The organism is Bacillus sp. FDAARGOS_527 (genome assembly GCF_003812125.1).
Taxonomy (GTDB): Bacteria; Bacillota; Bacilli; order Bacillales; family Bacillaceae_G; genus Bacillus_A; species Bacillus_A paranthracis.
This window is the reverse complement of record NZ_CP033795.1, coordinates 2,092,846-2,112,039: the sequence shown is the minus strand read 5'-3', so window position 1 is coordinate 2,112,039 and position 19,194 is coordinate 2,092,846. Positions and strand designations below refer to the sequence as shown.

Sequence of the window (19,194 nt, the reverse complement as noted above, 5' to 3'; positions counted from 1 at the left end):
GACATTTTTTATGAATCTTTCGATTCAAGATGAATTACAACTATTTTCTGAAGAACTGTATCGTCATTTAACCCCTTCTCTTTTGGAAGAACTCGCAAAAGAATTAGGTTTTGTAAAAAGAAAACGAAAGTTTTCTGGAAATGAATTAGCTACCATATGTATTTGGGTAAGTCAACGTACAGCGAGTGACTCGCTTGTTCGACTATGCAGTCAATTACATGCGGCCACAGGCACTCTTATGAGTCCAGAAGGACTCAATAAACGCTTTGATAAAAAAGCGGTTGAATTTTTGAAATATATTTTTTCGGCATTATGGAAAAGTAAAATCTGTGAAACATCGGCCATTTCAAGCGCGGCGCTCATGTATTTTCAACGAATTCGTATTTTAGATGCGACGATTTTCCAAGTACCAAAACATTTAGCCCATGTATATCCTGGATCAGGTGGTTGTGCACAAACAGCGGGTATCAAGATTCAATTAGAATATGACTTACATAGCGGACAGTTTCTAAACTTTCAGATAGGTCCAGGAAAAAATAATGATAAGACCTTTGGAACAGAATGCTTAGACACATTACGTCCAAGCGATTTATGTATCCGTGATTTAGGTTATTTTTCATTAGAAGACTTAGATCAAATGGATCAACGAGGTGCTTATTATATATCCAGATTAAAATTAAACCATACCGTGTATGTAAAAAATCCGTTTCCAGAATACTTTCGAAACGGAACCGTAAAAAAGCAATCACAGTATATCCAAGTTGATTTAGAACATATTATGAACAATTTAAAACCCGGTCAAACATACGAAATAAAAGAAGCTTACATTGGAAAGAATCAAAAACTATTCACACGTGTAATTATCTATCGTTTAACAGACAAACAGATACAGGAACGTAGAAAAAAACAAAGTTACACTGAAAGTAAAAAGGGTATTACATTTTCAGAAAAGAGTAAACGATTAACGGGTATCAACATATATGTCTCAAATACGCCTGAAGGAGTTGTTCCGATGGAACAAATACATGACTTTTACTCCCTTCGCTGGCAAATAGAAATTATTTTTAAAACGTGGAAATCCTTATTTCAAATTCATCATTGGCAAACTATCAAAAAAGAGCGATTAGAATGTCATGTGTATGGAAGACTTATTGCCATCTTTATCTGTTCTTCTACGATGTTTAAGATGCGTAAACTTCTTTTGCAAAAGAACAAAAGAGAATTAAGTGAATATAAAGCCATTGGGATGATTCAAGATCATGTATCGCTGTTATATCAAGCGATACAGAGAAACACCCAAAATCTAACAAAGATTTTAATCCGTTTGTTCGACCTCCTACAGAAGAATGGACGGAAATCTCATCGATATGAGAAGAAAACTATCTTTGATATTATGGGTGTTGTCTATGAGTATAATGGGTTTGGAAAACAAAAGAAAGCTGCATAATTTTTAAAATGAAACTCGTTAGAGTTTATTTGGTGTGTGTACTTTTCAATACCAAAAGTACATTACGTGTTTTTTAGTTTGTTTGAACGAAAGTTCATTTTGTTTTCGTTCTTAAGTTGATGGGCATGGGGTATTACCTACAATTGTGAGTTCACCTGGCTTAAAACCAATAAAAGAAGAGGACAAGTTACGGCCAGTTGCCAATGTTTTAGAAGGTGCCAAACGTACTGGTCGCGCTACTGGAATTGTTGCTACAGCTGAAATTCAGCATGCTACTCCTGCTGGATTCTCCGCTCATCATTTGAATCGTAAAAATTTTGAAGTGCTCGCGGAGCAACAAGTATATCAAAATATAGATGTCGTATTAGGCGGGGGAAAAGCAGCACTTCTACCTGAGACAGATAGTGGGATTCGAAAAGATGGTGAAGATTTAGTAAAAGTGATTCAAAATAAAGGCTACGACTTTATTGAAACGAAAGAGGCATTATTGAAATCTAAATCTAATAAAATTTGGGGCTCATTCTCACATAATGCCTTAGCATTTGATATGAATCGTGAAGCAACAAATCCGGAGCAACCAACACTTTCGCAAATGACGGAAAAAGCCATTCAAACGTTATCAAAAGATAAAGATGGGTTCTTTTTATTTGTGGAAGGAAGTAAGCCAGATTGGGCTGCACATGTGAATGATCCAATTGGGATGATTAGTGATGTGTTAGCATTTGATCATGCAGTTGCAGAAGCATTAAGATTTGCAAAAAAAGATGGTAATACGATGCTAATAGCCGTAGCGGACCATGGTAACAGCGGTATTTCTATTGGCAATATGAATACGACAAAAGGTTATAATACTACGCCGGTCTCTGCATATATTGATCCATTGAAAAAAGCGAAAATGACACTTGAAGGGACTATCAATAATTTGAAATCTGATCTATCCAATGTAGAAGAGGTAGCTAAATTATACGGGTTGGACAATTTAACTTATGATGAAAAAGAAAGGTTAAAAGTGGTTAAAAAGAAAATAGACGTAGGTCCAATTTTCACTACATTATTGGCTAACCGTGCGAACATAGGCTTTACAACAGGAGGTCATACTGGTGAGGATGTATTTTTATATTCATACGGCCCTCAAAAGCCAGTTGGTTTGATTCAAAACACGGACGTTGCAAAGACAATAGCGAAAGCGATGGGCTTTAATTTAGAAGAAGTAACAAACAAATTATTTGTAGAGAGTGAATTAGCCTTTAAGCAGAATGGTGCAACTGTAACAATAGATAAAACTGATGTAGCGAATCCTGTACTCATAGTAAAACATAATAATGTAACAGCTCAATTATTTGTTAACAAAAATATAATTCGTATTAAGAATAAAGATTATGAACTAGGAAGTGTTGTTGTAGAAAGCAATGGTAAGTTCTATGTACCAGAAGAAGCAAGTCGTTTATTCATAAAGCATTCTCGTTAAAAAAATGCCAATTCCTTAGCTACTACTTAGGAATTGGCATTTTTGTATAGATGAGATTTCATTCGAAAAAAGGAGGAAAGAGAACCACAAATTCTAGAGTGAACTTCCTGTAAATTTACCTGTTTTATGTTTTTCATCCTAGAAAAAATATTTCTCAACATTTTAGCACTTTAAAAAGATTGAATATTCGTATTATAACGAATATTATATTGCTATCGGCAAAAATCGATAATTTGCAGACACTGGGGAGGAAATACATTGAGAAAGAAAAAGAAATTAAAACCTTTAGCGGTATTAACAACAGCAGCAGTGCTAAGTAGTACGTTTGCTTTTGGAAGTCATGCAGCGTATGCTGATACGCCACCATCTCTACCAATTGATGAGCATTTAATACCAGAGGAACGCTTGGCAGAAGCGCTGAAGCAACGGGGAGTAATCGATCAATCTGCATCACAAGCTGAGACATCAAAGGCTGTCGAAAAATATGTTGAGAAAAAGAAAGGGGAAAACCCTGGAAAAGAAATCTTGACAGGAGATAATCTTACGCAAGAAGCTTCAGATTTTATGAAAAAAGTAAAAGATGCAAAAATGAAGGAAAATGAACAAGCGCAGCAGCCCGAAGTAGGACCAGTAGCTGGGCAAGGTCCAGGATTGAACCCAGGAAAATTAAATGGAAAAGTACCGACTACACCAGCGAAGCAAGCTGAGTACAATGGGGCTGTTCGAAAAGATAAAGTACTTGTATTACTCGTAGAATTTAGCGATTTTAAGCATAATAATATCGATCAAGAACCGGGGTATATGTATTCTAAGGACTTTAATCGTGAACATTATCAAAAAATGTTATTTGGTGATGAGCCATTTACGTTATTTGATGGATCGAAGATTAATACATTTAAACAATATTATGAAGAACAATCTGGCGGAAGCTACACAGTTGATGGAACTGTAACAGAATGGCTTACTGTTCCAGGAAAAGCGTCAGATTATGGTGCTGATGCGGGAACTGGTCATGACAACAAAGGTCCTTTAGGCCCAAAAGATTTTGTGAAAGAAGCATTGAAAGCAGCAGTAGCAAAAGGTATCAATTTAGCAGATTATGACCAATTTGATCAATACGATCAAGATGGTGATGGAAATAAAAATGAGCCAGATGGAATCATCGATCATTTAATGGTAGTACATGCAGGCGTGGGTCAAGAAGCTGGCGGTGGTAAATTGAAAGATGATGCAATTTGGTCTCATCGTTCAAAACTAGGGTCGAAGCCATATGCGATTGATGGTACAAAATCTTCTGTTTCGAACTGGGGCGGAAAGATGGCTGCATACGATTATACAATCGAGCCTGAAGACGGAGCGGTTGGTGTATTTGCACATGAGTATGGTCATGATTTAGGCTTGCCAGATGAATACGATACAAAGTATTCAGGACAAGGTGAACCAGTTGAATCATGGTCTCTAATGAGTGGCGGTAGCTGGGCTGGAAAAATTGCAGGTACAGAGCCAACAAGTTTCTCACCGCAAAATAAAGAGTTTTTCCAAAAAAATATGAAGGGGAACTGGGCGAATATTATTGAGGTTGATTATGATAAACTTCGCACGGGAATCGGTACTGCAACGTATTTAGATCAAAGTGTGACAAAATCAAAACGACCAGGAATCATTCGTGTTAACTTGCCAGACAAAGATATAAAAAATATTGAGTCAGCATTTGGTAAGAAGTTTTATTACAGCACGAAAGGAAATGACATTCATACAACACTTGAGACACCAGTATTTGACTTAACGACTGCAACGGATGCCAAGTTCGATTATAAGGCATTTTACGAACTGGAAGCGAAGTATGATTTCCTTGACGTATATGCGATTGCAGAAGATGGAACGAAGACACGCATTGATCGAATGGGCGAAAAAGATGTAAAAGGCGGTATAGATACAACGGATGGTAAGTGGATTGATAAATCATATGATTTAAATCAATTCAAAGGAAAGAAAGTAAAACTGCAATTTGAGTATGTAACAGATATTGCAGTAGCATATAAAGGATTTGCGTTAGACAATGCAGCATTAACTGTAGATGGAAAAGTTGTTTTCTCTGATGACGCAGAAGGCCAGCCAGCAATGACATTAAAAGGATTTACTGTGTCTAACGGATTTGAACAGAAGAAACATAACTACTATATCGAGTGGCGTAATTACGCTGGGTCTGATACTGCATTACAATATGCACGTGGTCCAGTATTTAATACAGGAATGGTTGTATGGTATGCGGATCAAAGCTTTACAGATAACTGGGTAGGCGTTCATCCAGGTGAAGGGTTCCTTGGAGTAGTAGATTCTCATCCAGAGGCAATCGTAGGAACATTAAACGGACAACCTACTGTGAAGAGCAGTACACGTTATCAAATTGCCGATGCGGCATTCTCATTTGATCAAACGCCAGCATGGAAAGTAAATTCACCAACTCGCGGTATCTTTGACTATAAAGGATTACCAGGAGTTGCAAAATTTGATGATTCTAAGCAATACATCAACAGCGTTATTCCAGATGCGGGACGTAAGTTACCTAAACTAGGATTGAAGTTTGAAGTAGTAGGTCAAGCTGAAGACAAGTCTGCAGGTGCAGTTTGGATCCATCGATAAAATAAAATGAAGAGGAGCTGCCATAAGCCGGTGAAACTGACTTATGGCAGCTCTTTTCTGCTTGTGAAAAAGTTTGTAGAAGTTCATTTTATAAATAAAACGCTCCATTTGTCCAATTATAGCGCTATTTGGGGAGTAAGTAATTTGTAAGTATTGAGTAAGAAAAAAGAGATTTTTATAGTATATAATATTTATCCCGCATTAACGGGCAGTAAGACCCTCACCTCAAAATTCAGCGGAAGCAAAGAAGTTAGGTGGGGGATCAACTGCCCGTAAAAGCCCGATTGGTTCAACTAATAATCAGTGGGGGATGAACAAAACCCCCACTGATTAAAGTTTCAATTTATTACATCTACTTTTAACACCTGATACTAATAGTATGCTATAATATGAATTAGCAACAAAAAGGAAAGGAATTAGTAAAATGACATTAGAAAATACTAAAAATTTAAAAAAACAAGTTGCTCCATATGAAAAATCAACAATTAAAAAAAGTGTGTGGCAACTTATTAACACAGTCGTGCCATTTGTTGTTTTATGGTATCTCGCTTATAAAAGTTTGTCTGTTTCTTATCTGTTAGCATTAGTTCCATCTTTGTTAGCTGCTGGTTTTATGACGCGAATTTTCATAATTTTTCATGATTGTACCCATTATTCATTCTTTAAAAGTCGACGTGCAAATAGAATAGTAGGTACATGTATGGGTGTGTTAACGTTATTCCCATTTGATCAATGGGGGCATGAGCATGCGATTCATCACGCTACAAGTGGTAATTTAGATAAGCGAGGTACAGGAGATATTTGGACGCTTACAGTCGATGAATATGTAGCTGCACCATTTAGACTTCGTTTAGCATATCGTTTATATCGCAATCCATTCGTTATGTTTGGATTAGGTCCGATTTATGTTTTCTTGCTTAAAAATAGATTTAACCGAAAAGGTGCAAGACAGAAAGAACGTATGAATACGTATTTGACGAATATTATTATCGTTGCTGTAGTAGCAATACTTTGCTGGGCAATAGGATGGCAATCGTTCCTATTAGTACATGGTACGATATTCTTAATTGCAGGTTCAGTAGGGATTTGGCTGTTTTACGTACAGCACACATTCGAGGATTCTTACTTTGAAGAAGATAAAGATTGGGAATATGTGAAAGCGGCAGTAGAAGGAAGTTCATTTTATAAACTTCCAAAAATCTTGCAATTCTTAACTGGTAATATTGGATTTCATCATGTTCACCATTTAAGTCCAAGAGTACCTAACTATAAACTAGAAGAGGCACACAATAATACGCTTCCGTTAAAAAATGTACCAACAATTACACTTGCTACAAGCTTACGATCACTCCGTTTCCGTCTTTGGGATGAGAAAAGTAACAATTTTGTTAGCTTTAAAGATGTAAAAAATATAATTAAAAATAATGTTTCTGTTCGGGTGAAATCGGAATTATAATTTCATCGGCTATAAAACTCCCCCTTAATCATTTTCGATTTAAGGGGAGTTTTTGTTATATATAACGGATATTGAGGACGTGGAATACTCATATGTAGGTATAAATTAAAGAATAGGATAATCATATTATGTAAACAAGATAAAACATCATTTTTTTTATTATTGTGAAGGATATCATACATATATAATGGAAAGCAAAAGCTGGATGAGAGTAATGATGAGAACAGAAACAACGTAATAAAATAATTCTTTCAAAAGGAAGGGGAATGAAAGATGTTGAAATTACAAGGAAAATACAATGAAGCGAAAGTATTTACGAATAACGTTGATGAGACTGCGACAGGGCAGATTATTGATCTTTGTAACCAAGAATTTGTAAAGGATAGTCAAATTCGTATTATGCCAGATACACATGCGGGAGCAGGGTGTACGATTGGGACAACAATGACAATACAAGATAAAATCGTTCCTAATCTTGTAGGGGTAGACATTGGTTGTGGTATGGAAGTTGTTGTAATTGATAAGAAAAAAGAAGAAATTAATTTCGATTATTTAGACGAAACAATTCGTAAATTCGTTCCAAGTGGTTTTCGTATCCGAGATAAAGAACATCGATTCTCAAAAATGATTGATTTTGATGGTGTGAGAGCACCATTTACATTACAACGCGCTCAAAAAAGTATAGGTACTCTTGGAGGAGGGAATCATTTCATCGAACTAAATGAAGACGATAAAGGGAATGTATATATTGTCATTCATAGTGGTTCTCGTAATTTAGGAAAGCAAATAGCAGAGTATTATCAGAACTTCGCATATGAACAACTCATTGATGTTACATCAATGAAAGATGAGATTATTAAGAGATTAATGAAAGAAGGGAGAGAAAAAGAAATACAAGAAACTTTACGTGGAATAAAGAAGCCTAATATTCGAAAAGAATTAGCTTATTTAGAAGGACAGGGATTCAAAGATTATATGAATGACATGAATATTGCTCAAAAGTATGCTGCGTTAAATCGTAAAGCAATGATCGATGAAATTGTTACGAAAATGGACTGGAAAGTAACCGATCAATTTACTACAATACATAACTATATAGACATAGAAAATATGATTCTACGAAAAGGTGCTATTTCAGCTCAGAAAGATGAACGAGTCATTATTCCAATTAACATGAGAGATGGTTCAATTATTGCATTTGGTAAAGGTAATCCAGACTGGAATTTTTCTGGTCCGCATGGGGCAGGACGTATCATGAGTCGTAAGAAGGCTAAAGAATCATTGAGTCTAGAGGAATTTCAAAATACGATGACAGAGGTTTGGACTACATCAGCAGTGGAAAGCACAATTGACGAGGCACCAATGGTTTATAAGCCAATGGATGAAATTATTGGAAATACAAAAGAAACAATAGATATAAAGCACATTATTAAGCCATTATATAATTTTAAAGCGAATTAAAATGATAAAAGACCGCACATAAGGTAAAAGCTATGTGCGGTCTTTTATATATAAGTATAGTATTACATAGTTTCGCTAATTTTACTTTCACTACGAGTGTTAGTAGCAATTCTTTTCTTAACTTTAAAGTGATAGTACGTGTAGCAAAAGATAATAAATGGTACAGTGCAATAGATTCCTAGTCGTTGTTCAGGGATAAAAATAAGACTGATTAATATAATGCCATACAATCCAAAACCAAGAATTGGTACAAGTGGATAAAGTGGAGTTTTGAACTTTAAGTCTTCTAATTTTCCACCGTCTGCTACATAATGTTTCCGGAAAAAGAATTGAGAGACACAAATTGACATCCAAACAATGATTGTTATGACGCCAGAAATGGAAATTAACCATAAGTAAACAGTTTCAGCAGCTACTACGCTTGTCAAAAGAGAAAAAGCAGAAATAGCAATTGTCATAATTAAAGCGTTTAAAGGTATTCCTCGTGATGATAATTTCTTTAAAAAGGCTGGAGCCATTTCATTTTTGGATAATGACCAAAGCATACGAGTTGCCGCGTATAGTCCTGAGTTTGCGACAGAAAGAACAGCAGTAAGAATAACAAAGTTCATAATATCAGCGGCATATGGAATACCGATATTATCAAAAACAGCAACGAACAGGCTTTTTGTTAATCCTGCTTCTTCCCAAGGAATTAAAGCAACGAGAACAAAGATTGCTAAGACGAAGAAAAACATCGTACGCCATATAATATTTCTAATAGAACGAGGTAAAGTTTTTGCTGGATCTTCACTTTCACCTGCAGCGATTCCAACAAGTTCTGTACCTTGGAAGGAATAATTGACTGTAACCATTGTTAATAGAATAGCTGCAAGTCCATTTGGGAATAAACCACCATGATTTACGAAATTTGATAATAGCGGAGCTGGTTCGTCGCCTTTTAAATCAATAAAACCGAACATAGCGGCGCCACCAAGGATAATAAAGGCGATAATGGCAGATACTTTTATACTTGAAAACCAAAATTCTGTTTCTGCATAACTACGAGCAGATAGTGCGTTAATCGTGAAGATTGTAACTCCAAATATTAAACACCAAACCCAAACAGGAATATCAGGAAACCAGCGCTGCATTGTAATGCCAGCAGTTGTAAATTCAAGGCCGGTCGTATTCGCCCAGCTTAACCAATACAACCATCCGATTGTAAAGCCAGTTGCAGGATTGATAAACTTAGTGGCATATTCCTGGAAAGACCCCGAAACAGGCATGGCTACAGCGAGTTCACCAAGACATAGCATAACGAAATACATTAATAATCCACCGGCCATAAAGGCAAGTACGGACCCACCAGGTCCAGCCTGACTTATAATAAAACCAGATCCGTTAAATAATCCCGTTCCAATCACGCCACCGAGTGCAATCATGAATAAGTGTCTACTTTTCATCGTACGTTTTAATTCATTGTTTGTATTATTTACTTGCGCCATTGTTTTCCTCACTTTCGTAGTTGATAGCATAAAATTTGATGTTTTTCCGTATTGTGGAATATATTCCGTGATGTGAAATCTTGTTATAATTTTCAGATAATTAAAAAGAAAAGTCAATATTTTTTTGTTTACGCTTTCAAATTATTGTTCGCAACATATTTTTATTTTTAGAAAATTGAATAAATAGATTGATTTCATTTCGAATGTTTGTTAAATTGATAGGTAATTGAGCGTGCTAACATATTACAAGTGAAGTAGAGGTGAGTTATGGTACAGTCCATTGATCGAGCGATAAGTATTATAAAGTTATTAAATTCTACTAATGAAAAAGAGTATTGGGCCATTTCTGATATAGCGGACAAAACACATCTCCCAGTTAGTACAGTACATAGATTACTTAACTCTCTAATCGAGCATGGGCTAGTTACACAAATTTCAGAGACGAAACAGTACAAAATTGGACCAATGTGGATGGAAATAGGATTACGACAATTGGAGAAGGTAGACTACAGATCAGTCGCAAGAGAAGTAATGAAACGATTGGCCTATGAAGTGGAAGAAAGTGTTTATTTGAACATTCCAAATGGAACACATTCTATTATCATTGAAAGAATGGATAGCCCTTTAAAAATTCGAGTTATTGATAACTTAGGGGAACAGATTCCTCTTTCAATTGGTGCTGCAAATAAAACGATGCTTGCCAATATGAAACAGAATGAAATGGAATATATTGTTGAGCAACTACTTTCTGCTTTACCAGAACAAAAGCAAATTCTTCTTGATCAAATAAAGCAAATAAGAAACGAAGGATATGCTGTCAGTTATGGAGAAAAAACAGAAGGGACAGCTTCAGTAGCTGCACCTATTATCGGATTTAATCATAAAGTAGTAGGAGCATTAAGTGTTGGGTTAATTAGTCATCGCATTAATGATGATCGACTTTCTTTTCTTATTAGTAAGGTGAAACAAGCAGCACATGAAATATCAATAAAAATCGGCAGTACATCAGAACTATAATTTTGATAACTGTCGTCATTTTTTATTCATATACTGGAATTCATTTTCATAATGCGGAAAAATAGGGGGATTTATATGTCAAAGTGGCAATCAAAAGAACAATTGATTCAATTATTAAGCGGTCTTGTTGAAATTCCTAGTATTACAGGTACAGAAGCTGAAGTGATATTGCCAGACTTCGTTGTGGAACAATTATCTGATTTACAGTACTTCAAAGAAAATCCACACCATTTGCAAAAAAATCCGACGGGCGATGGACGATACTTTGTTACAGCACTAGTAAAGAAAAGTGACAGTACAAAAAATACCGTAGTTCTTGTTAGTCACTTTGATGTTGTAGATGTGCAAGATTACGGCGTGTGGAAAGAAGATGCATTTAATCCTAAAAAGTTAACGTCTATGTTTTATTCTCATAAAGATGAATTACCAGACCATGTACGTGAAGATATAGAACAAGGAGATTGGCTGTTTGGTAGAGGAACAATGGACATGAAATGCGGCCTCACGTTACAAATGGCGATGATTGAGCAAGCCTGTGAAGGAAGATTTGATGGGAATGTTCTTTTATTGGCCGTACCTGATGAAGAAGTAAACTCTGTAGGGATGAGAGCTGCTGTTCCAAGATTATTAGATTTAGCAAGAGAACATGATTTAGATTATAAAACAGTACTAAATTCAGAGCCTATGTTTGCAAGGCACCCTGGTGATCAAAAGAAATATATTTATACTGGTTCTATTGGTAAAGTGTTACCTGGTTTTCTTTGCTACGGAAAAGAGACACATGTAGGTGAACCTTTTGCGGGCCTAAATGGGAGTTATATGGCTTCATTAATAACAGCAGAATTAGAGTTGAATACAGACCTTTGTGATATTGTAGAAGGGGAAGCGAGTCCTCCGCCAACTAATTTACTTCAAAGGGACTTAAAGGAGGATTACTCTGTACAAATTCCGCATCGTGCAGTCACATTATTTAATTTGTTTTTATTAGAAAAATCAATGACAGATGTCGTTTCATTGCTGCGTCAAAAAGTAACGAAAGTAGCAGAGAAAATAGAAGAGTCGTATGAAAAACATGCATATCGTTTTTCTAAATATAATCCATTCATACCACCTAACCTCAAAGTAAATGTATTAACGTATGAAGAGCTTATCGCATATGCAATTGAACAACATGGGCAAGAGAAAATAAATGAAATTCAATCTAGCATTATAAAAAATAGAGAAGATAAAGATGATCGTGCGGTAACGATTGATTTAGTAGATAAATTAGCCATCTTATGTAAAGAAAAAGCACCGATGATTGTACTTTTCTTTGCTCCGCCATATTATCCAGCTGTAAGTTCACGTAACAACCAATTAATTAAAGAGGTAGTTGGAGAGATGGAAAAGTATGCAAACTTCAATCATAATATTTCATTTGAAAACCAAAACTATTTTGGAGGAATTTCAGATTTGAGTTATGTGGGCTTACAGAATCCATTAGATTCAATGAGTTCACTTGTAGACAATATGCCATTATGGGATAAAGGTTACTCAATTCCACTTCAGGAACTAGAAGAATTTGATGTTCCAGTTTTAAATATGGGACCGGTAGGAAAAGATGCACATCAATGGACAGAACGTCTAGATGTAAATTACGCATTTGAAACGCTATTAGACATGTTACCGATTTGCATTGAAAAATTACTTGTTTCTAATAAAATTACACAAGTATAGTAGGGAAGGGAAATTATTTTAATATAATTAACAACTGAAACGGCCAAACTCAAGTAAATTCGAGTTTGGCCGTTTATCATGTAGTGCATTTCTAATGAAATTCATAACTAACGTGATCTCTTTAATAGTTTTATTTTTTCGTTTGACCAGATAGTTCGACAGACTTTTGTGTACAACGTTGCATAGCTGAAATGATGGCTGTTCGTAAGCCTTTTTCCTCTAAAGTTGCTACAGCTTCTATCGTTGTTCCGCCAGGAGAACAAACCATATCTTTCAATTCACCTGGATGTATGCCTGTTTCTAGTACCATTTTTGCAGATCCTAATACTGCCTGAGCAGCAAATTTATATGCTTGATTTCTTGGCATGCCATCTAGTACAGCAGCATCTGCCATCGCTTCTATAATCATATATACGTATGCTGGTGAAGAACCACTTACAGATGTTACAATATCCATTAACTTTTCACTTACAATCTCTGATTGACCAAAACTATTGAAAATGTTTAGCACATCTTCTAAATCTTTTTCTGTCACCATTTCATTCGGGCATAATGCTGACATTCCTTCTCCAACAAGAGCAGGAGTATTAGGCATTACTCGTACAACTTTTAATTTTTTATTAAAGGCATTTTCAGTACTTTCAATACTTTTACCAGCAGCGATCGTAACGATGATAGCATCGTTTTTTATCACTTCTTTAATTTCGTTAATTACTAATGAGTATAAGTCTGGTTTAATTGATAAAATTAAAATATCAGCATTTTTCGCGACTTCATTGTTATCAGTAGTTATAGTTATTCCGTACTTTTCACTAGCATTTTCTAAATTTGTCGTGTTTAAATCTGAACAAATGATATGATTTGAAGACACTATATGTTTATTTAGCATCCCGCCAATTATAGCCATCCCCATATTTCCGCATCCGATGAATCCAATTTGTTTATCCATAATAACTCAATCTTGCTCCTTTTTTAATAAATTATATCATTTCGAAATTGTTATCTTAATATAACAATAACATCTCTGTGCAATATAAAGAAACATTCTAAGAGAATATATTCCTTTTTGCAATACGAAAAGATAAAAATCAATTATATTCAACATTCTGTAAATATATACACTAAAATATAAGGTTTATGTTTATAAATATGAATTCACCTTATATCGATTTGTATTTTCATTCAGTAGGGCAATAATTTCATACAAGTAACTTGTCGTTCTATTTATTTTTAAAATACCTCTTGACACCAAATCGAACTATATCGCATAATATAAAAAAATTAAACCGAAAATCGTTGAAGGGAAATAGTACATATGTCTTCTTGCGAAAGAGAGTGGAATTCACCGGCTGAAAGATTCCTCGTATAGAATATATCGAACCTATCCCTGAGTCTTAAATGAAAGTTTAGGCGTTCGCCTGCGTTATAGGCGCCAAGTGGATATCTATGTATATCAATTAAGGTGGTACCGCGGAACAATGACCGTTTCGTCCTTTTTATTTTATTAAGGGCGAAGCGGTCATTTTTATTTTGCTCTTAAATAGGCTACGTGCAGCACTTATAAGAAAGCTGTATGAATAGAAGTGTAATGTATAAAAAACTTTGATTTTAGACTTGGGGGATAAAAAAGTGAAGAAACAGCGAATAGTTGTAAAGATTGGGAGCAGTTCTTTGGCGGATAGTCATGGAGGCATTTCTAAAGAACAACTTTCAGATCATGTTGCCGCATTGGCTCGATTGAAAGAGGAAGGGCATGAAGTTTTATTAATTACATCTGGGGCCGTTGCTGCAGGTTTTTCTGCTCTAGGATACCCTAGCAGACCTGTAACAATTAAAGGAAAACAGGCTGCAGCAGCTGTCGGACAAAGTTTATTAATGCAGGCATACACGGAGGAATTCCGTAAATATGGCATCGTTACTGCGCAACTATTGCTGACGAGAAGTGATTTTTCTAGAAAAGAACAATATAGTAATGCTTACGCGACGTTAGGAGAGTTACTAAACCGTTCTGCTCTTCCAATTATTAATGAAAATGATTCCATCTCTTTAGAGGAGTTAACGTTCGGTGATAATGATATGCTGTCAGCTTTAGTAAGCGGACTTGTTTCGGCAGATATGCTGATGATTTTTACAGATGTGAACGGTTTATATGATAAAAATCCTCAAAAAAATGAGGATGCGAAAAAATATTATTTCCTTCCTGAAGTTACAGAAGAAATTGCTTCTCTTGCTGGAGATGCTGGCTCAAAACTTGGGACTGGCGGTATGAAATCAAAAATTGATGCTGCAAAGACGGCGCTATCTCTTGGGGTAAGTGTATTTATCGGTACAGGACGTGGACAAGAGAAATTTGTTGATGTTTTAAAGGGGAAAGGTGACGGGACGTATGTCGGAAATGCCCCTCAAAAAGAAATGAAGATGAACAAGCAATGGATTGCCTTGCATTCGGTTGTTAGCGGTCAAATTGAAATAGACGCCGGAGCAACTACAGCTATCATTCAGCATGGCAAGAGTCTTCTTCCTGCGGGTGTTACAAATGTGTCAGGATTTTTCAAAGTTGGCGATGTTGTAGAAGTCATGACGCAACAAGGTCGCGTAATTGGAAAAGGACAATGCACATATAGCGCAGAGGAATTAAGAGAGATAAAAGGTATGCAAAGCCAACATATTCAAGCAAGAGGCGAAAGGCATAATTATGAAGTCATCCATAGGGATCATTGGGTTTCACTTTAAGAATAGTGATGTTAAAAAGGAGGAAATAAAAATGAATGAAGTGTTAGCAAAGGGGAAAAGAGCGAAAGAGGTTGCTAGGGAACTTGTACTAAAATCTACACATCAAAAAAACGAAGCACTTGCTGCAATTGCAAATCAATTAATAAGTGAAACAGCTTATATTTTAGAGGAAAATAAGAGGGATATTGAAGAAGGTAAGGCAAAAGGGTTTTCTGATTCTCTCCTTGATCGCCTTATGCTGAATGAACAGCGTATTGTTGATATGACAGAAGGGATTAAGCAGCTAATTGAATTACGTGATCCTGTAGGAGAATGTGTAAGTGCATGGGAAAGGCCAAATGGACTATCTATTCAGGAAATGCGTGTACCACTTGGTGTTGTTGGGATGATTTACGAGGCAAGACCGAATGTAACAGTGGATGCTGCTACTATTTGTTTGAAGACAGGAAACGCAGTCATATTACGTGGTAGTTCTTCTGCTATTCATTCTAATAAAGCCATTGTTGCCGTTATTCACAGAGCGCTCAAACAAACAAGCTTACCAGAAGAAAGTGTACAGCTTATAGAAGATACAACGAGAGATAGTGCGAAGCAGTTGTTTACAATGAATGATTATCTAGACGTTCTTATTCCAAGAGGTGGCAAACAATTAATCGATACTGTTGTGAGGGAAGCGTCTGTTCCAGTACTTGAAACAGGTGCAGGAAATTGTCATATTTTCATTGATGAAACAGCGGATAAACAAATGGCATTTGATATTATTATAAATGCAAAAACGCAGCGTCCATCTGTATGTAATGCGATTGAAACGATTGTACTTCATGAGAACTGGGCGCAGCAATATGGTAGCGAGTTGTTTTCTTCTTTGAAGGAAAGAGGCGTGGAGCTACGTGGTGATCAAAAAGCATTGGCAATGGATTCGTCAATTGTACTTGCTTCAGAAGAAGACTGGGGGACAGAATTTTTATCTCTCACGCTAGCAGTTAAAATAGTTTCTTCTATAGAAGAAGCGATTCACCACATAAATACGTATGGGTCTATGCATTCTGAAGCGATTATTTCAGAAAACGAGGAAAACGTCAGCAAATTTTTCGTATCTGTTGATGCTGCTGCGCTGTATCACAATGCATCAACTCGTTTTACTGATGGATCTGAATTCGGATTCGGAGCTGAGATTGGCATCAGTACACAAAAGCTACACGTAAGGGGACCAATGGGACTTCCTGCATTAACTTCCACAAAATATATAATTCGTGGTAATGGACAAATTCGAAAATAAAAATAAAAGACACTCAATTTTCGTTTGGGTGTCTTTTATTTTAAAAATTATTTACCATACAAAAAGCCCAACAAGCATAGCGCTTAATAAGGAAACAGCCATTCCGCTCACAAGAAGCTTCCAAACATTTTTCCCGATGACTGATGATTTTTCGCCGCCAAATAATGAGTTGTAAGTTCCATAAATCATACCCACTGTACTAAAGTTAGCAAAAGAAGCTAAAAATGTCGTTGCCACCGCAACCGTATGCGGTTGTAAAGACTTTAAGTTTGATTTTAAATCCATCATTGCAACAAATTCATTCGTCGTTATTTTGATCCCCATTAGTTCAGCTACATACATAGCATCACTGCCCGATAAACCGAGTAAAAAAGCGAAAGGACTAAAGATAATAGAGAAGATTTTTTGAATTGTTAAACCCGTTACAAAAAATCCTAAAATCCCATTTAAACATGCTGTTAAAGCTACATATCCAATTACCATAGCTAAAATAACGATAACCATATTCATCCCGACTAACATACTGTTGGAAATAGTAGAAAAGAAATCTTTTTTTCATGTTTGGAAGGTGAATAAACAACATCTTCTTCTTTCGAAACTTCCACAGGATTTAATACATTGGCTAAAATTAATGCGTTAATACAGTTTAATGGGATTGCGCTGAAAATATATGTTGCTGGAACCATTGATAAATAAGCACCAAGAATGGATCCGCTGACGCTACTCATACTCATAATTCCAAAAGTCAGCAGACGATTTTCTTTTAAAACAGATAATTGATCCCGAACAACAGCAAGCGCTTCGGTGTTCCCTAAAAACATCATTTGAATCGAAAAGAAGCTTTCTAACTTGGGTAAACGAGAAATCTTTGAAATAATTGCACCTACTTTATCAATAATCCAAGTTAAGATTCCAAAGTAAGAAAGAATATCAAAGAACGTGATAACAAAAATGATAGGAAGTAATGCGCTAAAGAAGAAATCAATTGTTTGATTTTCCATAGCAGAAGGGAATGCAAATCGAATTCCTTCATTCGCACATGCCAGTAGCCAACTGAAAAATGAAGCAATTTTATTAATGATAATACTGCCTAGCTTTGTGCCTAACATAAACCACGTAATAAAAAGCTCCAATATGATGAGAATTACAATTGGTCTCCATTTTATATGTTTTTTATTAGGCGAACATAAGAAAACGATTAATATGACAACGAAAATCCCTAACATATTCAATATGAAATACATGTCAACAACTCCTTGAGGCTTATTATTTGTATATAAAAAAGCTCCTATTCTTCTTAATTTAGAATGAATGTATTTCAACTAAAATTTTGTTAATTCTAAAAATGTAGAAGGTAAAATTCGATAAACATAGAATTTAATATATAGCAAACAAGGAGGGATAAAAATGGAGGTCTATCACATAACGAGTAGAAAGAGGGAAACTTATAACGTTCAAGTGAAATATTCGATACTTTTCGAATGTGCTCTTGGCATTGCAGCAATTACTCATAAGCGGTTAATTGATACTCTTGAAAAGAGCCAAAATGAATGGGAAGAAATGAAGCAATCATTAACAGAAGAAATGAGAGAGCACTTACAGTTTGTAGAAAAACATAATACGTGGAAAGCGTTACTTCAGTTGTTGTATGAAGAGGATTTTCAGGACTTAGCACAGTTTCATGGTAAAATCGATTCGCTTTCAGAAGTAGATTTGAAATATATATGTTTACCGTTTTTAGGGGAGAAGTACCAAGAAAAAAGAACTTTAGCGGCAAGTGGAAACGTAACTGCAATACATGAACTAATGGAACTGACACAAGAACATCAGTTTTTCTCTACGTATATTCGTTTTATATGTGATGTTGATGTACAAGTGCTAAAATCCCATTTAATTGCTGTTATGACAGGTTGGTATGAGAGCGTTATTCAGAAAGAGGAAGAAGAAATACTTTCTATATTCAAACGAGATTATGAAGCAAAGAATGAAATGAATAAAAAAATGAAACCGGAAGAGTTTGTCGAGTGGGCTACTGGTGGCGTGAACTATATGCCAGAGCCAAGTGTTCATCACGTACTTCTTATTCCGCAAATGACATACAGACCGTGGAATATTGAGGCGGATATTGAAGATACGAAAGTATTTCATTACCCAGTTGCAAACGAAAGTATCCATCCTGAAGATCCTTATGAACCGAATTATTTTTTAGTTCAAAAGCATAAAGTTCTTGGGGATGAAGCGAGGTTACGTATTGTAAAAATGTTGTTCGAAAAAGAACGAACATTGCAGGAAATTACAGAAAGACTGCAACTTGGTAAATCTACTATACACCATCATTTGAAATTGTTACGTGCGGCGAAGTTAGTGGATATACATGACGGAAAATATGTATTAAGAAAGAAAGCAGTACAATTGTTAGCGAAAGAATTAGATGCGTTTTTAAATAGATAATATACAACAAGAATGTACATAAAGGGAGGAATATAA

At 35.6% G+C, this 19,194-nt stretch carries 11 protein-coding genes, 2 pseudogenes and 1 other annotated feature; of the genes and pseudogenes, 10 read left to right on the top strand and 3 right to left on the bottom strand.

Translation table 11 applies throughout. From position 1 onward, the window contains the following. Positions 1-10 precede the first annotated feature (10 nt). The 5 genes and pseudogenes from EGX95_RS13425 to EGX95_RS13405 all read left to right on the top strand — a co-directional run bounded on the left by EGX95_RS13425 (position 11) and on the right by EGX95_RS13405 (position 8,475). Complete coding sequence (locus tag EGX95_RS13425; RefSeq protein WP_061184285.1) at positions 11-1,447, top strand: IS4 family transposase; 1,437 nt, start codon at positions 11-13, stop codon at positions 1,445-1,447. A gap of 127 nt (positions 1,448-1,574) precedes the next feature. Next, positions 1,575-2,915 (top strand): annotated as a pseudogene (locus tag EGX95_RS13420) (alkaline phosphatase); the annotation flags it as partial. Positions 2,916-3,173: 258 nt separating this feature from the next. Continuing rightward, entirely contained in the window at positions 3,174-5,558 is a 2,385-nt protein-coding gene (locus EGX95_RS13415; protein WP_001227688.1) for an immune inhibitor A domain-containing protein, read from the top strand. Between the two features lie 424 nt (positions 5,559-5,982). Next, positions 5,983-7,014, top strand: coding sequence for a Delta(5) desaturase DesA (locus EGX95_RS13410; protein ID WP_000171518.1), 1,032 nt, complete (start codon positions 5,983-5,985; stop codon positions 7,012-7,014). A 273-nt stretch (positions 7,015-7,287) separates the two neighbouring features. Continuing rightward, positions 7,288-8,475 carry an RtcB family protein gene (locus tag EGX95_RS13405; protein ID WP_000916222.1) on the top strand — a complete coding sequence of 396 codons (1,188 nt, stop codon included), beginning with the start codon at positions 7,288-7,290 and terminating at the stop codon, positions 8,473-8,475. Positions 8,476-8,537: 62 nt separating this feature from the next. Here the strand turns inward: EGX95_RS13405 and EGX95_RS13400 are convergent, their stop codons facing one another. After that, a complete protein-coding gene (locus EGX95_RS13400) occupies positions 8,538-9,962 on the bottom strand; it encodes an amino acid permease (protein WP_063246818.1) in 1,425 nt (474 codons plus the stop codon). Between the two features lie 267 nt (positions 9,963-10,229). On the opposite strand from EGX95_RS13400, the gene EGX95_RS13390 reads away from it, so the two are divergent. Together EGX95_RS13390 and EGX95_RS13385 are read left to right on the top strand one after the other, a co-directional pair. After that, on the top strand, positions 10,230-10,979 hold the full coding sequence (locus tag EGX95_RS13390; protein WP_000250759.1) for an IclR family transcriptional regulator: 750 nt from the start codon (positions 10,230-10,232) through the stop codon (positions 10,977-10,979). A gap of 75 nt (positions 10,980-11,054) precedes the next feature. Next, positions 11,055-12,695, top strand: a complete 1,641-nt coding sequence (locus tag EGX95_RS13385) for a M20/M25/M40 family metallo-hydrolase (protein WP_000049532.1) — start codon at positions 11,055-11,057, stop codon at positions 12,693-12,695. 130 nt (positions 12,696-12,825) lie between these two features. Here the strand turns inward: EGX95_RS13385 and proC are convergent, their stop codons facing one another. Next, positions 12,826-13,644: a pyrroline-5-carboxylate reductase gene (gene proC, locus EGX95_RS13380; protein ID WP_000360695.1), complete on the bottom strand. Its 819-nt coding sequence runs from the start codon at positions 13,642-13,644 to the stop codon at positions 12,826-12,828. A gap of 338 nt (positions 13,645-13,982) precedes the next feature. Next, positions 13,983-14,193, top strand: a binding site (T-box leader). Between the two features lie 131 nt (positions 14,194-14,324). Between proC and proB the strand changes: the two genes are divergently transcribed. Beyond that, positions 14,325-15,428 (top strand): glutamate 5-kinase, encoded by a 1,104-nt coding sequence (proB, locus tag EGX95_RS13375; protein ID WP_000744724.1) that lies wholly within the window; start codon positions 14,325-14,327, stop codon positions 15,426-15,428. A 31-nt stretch (positions 15,429-15,459) separates the two neighbouring features. Continuing rightward, a complete protein-coding gene (gene proA, locus EGX95_RS13370) occupies positions 15,460-16,707 on the top strand; it encodes a gamma-glutamyl phosphate reductase (RefSeq protein ID WP_001006654.1) in 1,248 nt (415 codons plus the stop codon). A 51-nt stretch (positions 16,708-16,758) separates the two neighbouring features. On the opposite strand, the pseudogene EGX95_RS13365 reads toward proA, so the two are convergent. After that, positions 16,759-17,951: pseudogene (locus tag EGX95_RS13365) on the bottom strand (NupC/NupG family nucleoside CNT transporter). A gap of 163 nt (positions 17,952-18,114) precedes the next feature. On the opposite strand from EGX95_RS13365, the gene EGX95_RS13360 reads away from it, so the two are divergent. Then, a complete protein-coding gene (locus tag EGX95_RS13360) occupies positions 18,115-19,158 on the top strand; it encodes an ArsR/SmtB family transcription factor (protein ID WP_000454572.1) in 1,044 nt (347 codons plus the stop codon). Positions 19,159-19,194: the final 36 nt, after the last annotated feature.

Bases quoted from the DNA above. Each gene is read 5' to 3' on its own strand.
- EGX95_RS13425 (WP_061184285.1), top strand. From the start codon at position 11: ATGAATCTTTCGATTCAAGATGAATTACAACTATTTTCTGAAGAACTG.
- EGX95_RS13410 (WP_000171518.1), top strand. From the start codon at position 5,983: ATGACATTAGAAAATACTAAAAATTTAAAAAAACAAGTTGCTCCATAT.
- EGX95_RS13405 (WP_000916222.1), top strand. From the start codon at position 7,288: ATGTTGAAATTACAAGGAAAATACAATGAAGCGAAAGTATTTACGAAT.
- EGX95_RS13400 (WP_063246818.1), bottom strand. From the start codon at position 9,962: ATGGCGCAAGTAAATAATACAAACAATGAATTAAAACGTACGATGAAA.
- EGX95_RS13390 (WP_000250759.1), top strand. From the start codon at position 10,230: ATGGTACAGTCCATTGATCGAGCGATAAGTATTATAAAGTTATTAAAT.
- EGX95_RS13385 (WP_000049532.1), top strand. From the start codon at position 11,055: ATGTCAAAGTGGCAATCAAAAGAACAATTGATTCAATTATTAAGCGGT.
- proC (WP_000360695.1), bottom strand. From the start codon at position 13,644: ATGGATAAACAAATTGGATTCATCGGATGCGGAAATATGGGGATGGCT.
- proA (WP_001006654.1), top strand. From the start codon at position 15,460: ATGAATGAAGTGTTAGCAAAGGGGAAAAGAGCGAAAGAGGTTGCTAGG.
- EGX95_RS13360 (WP_000454572.1), top strand. From the start codon at position 18,115: ATGGAGGTCTATCACATAACGAGTAGAAAGAGGGAAACTTATAACGTT.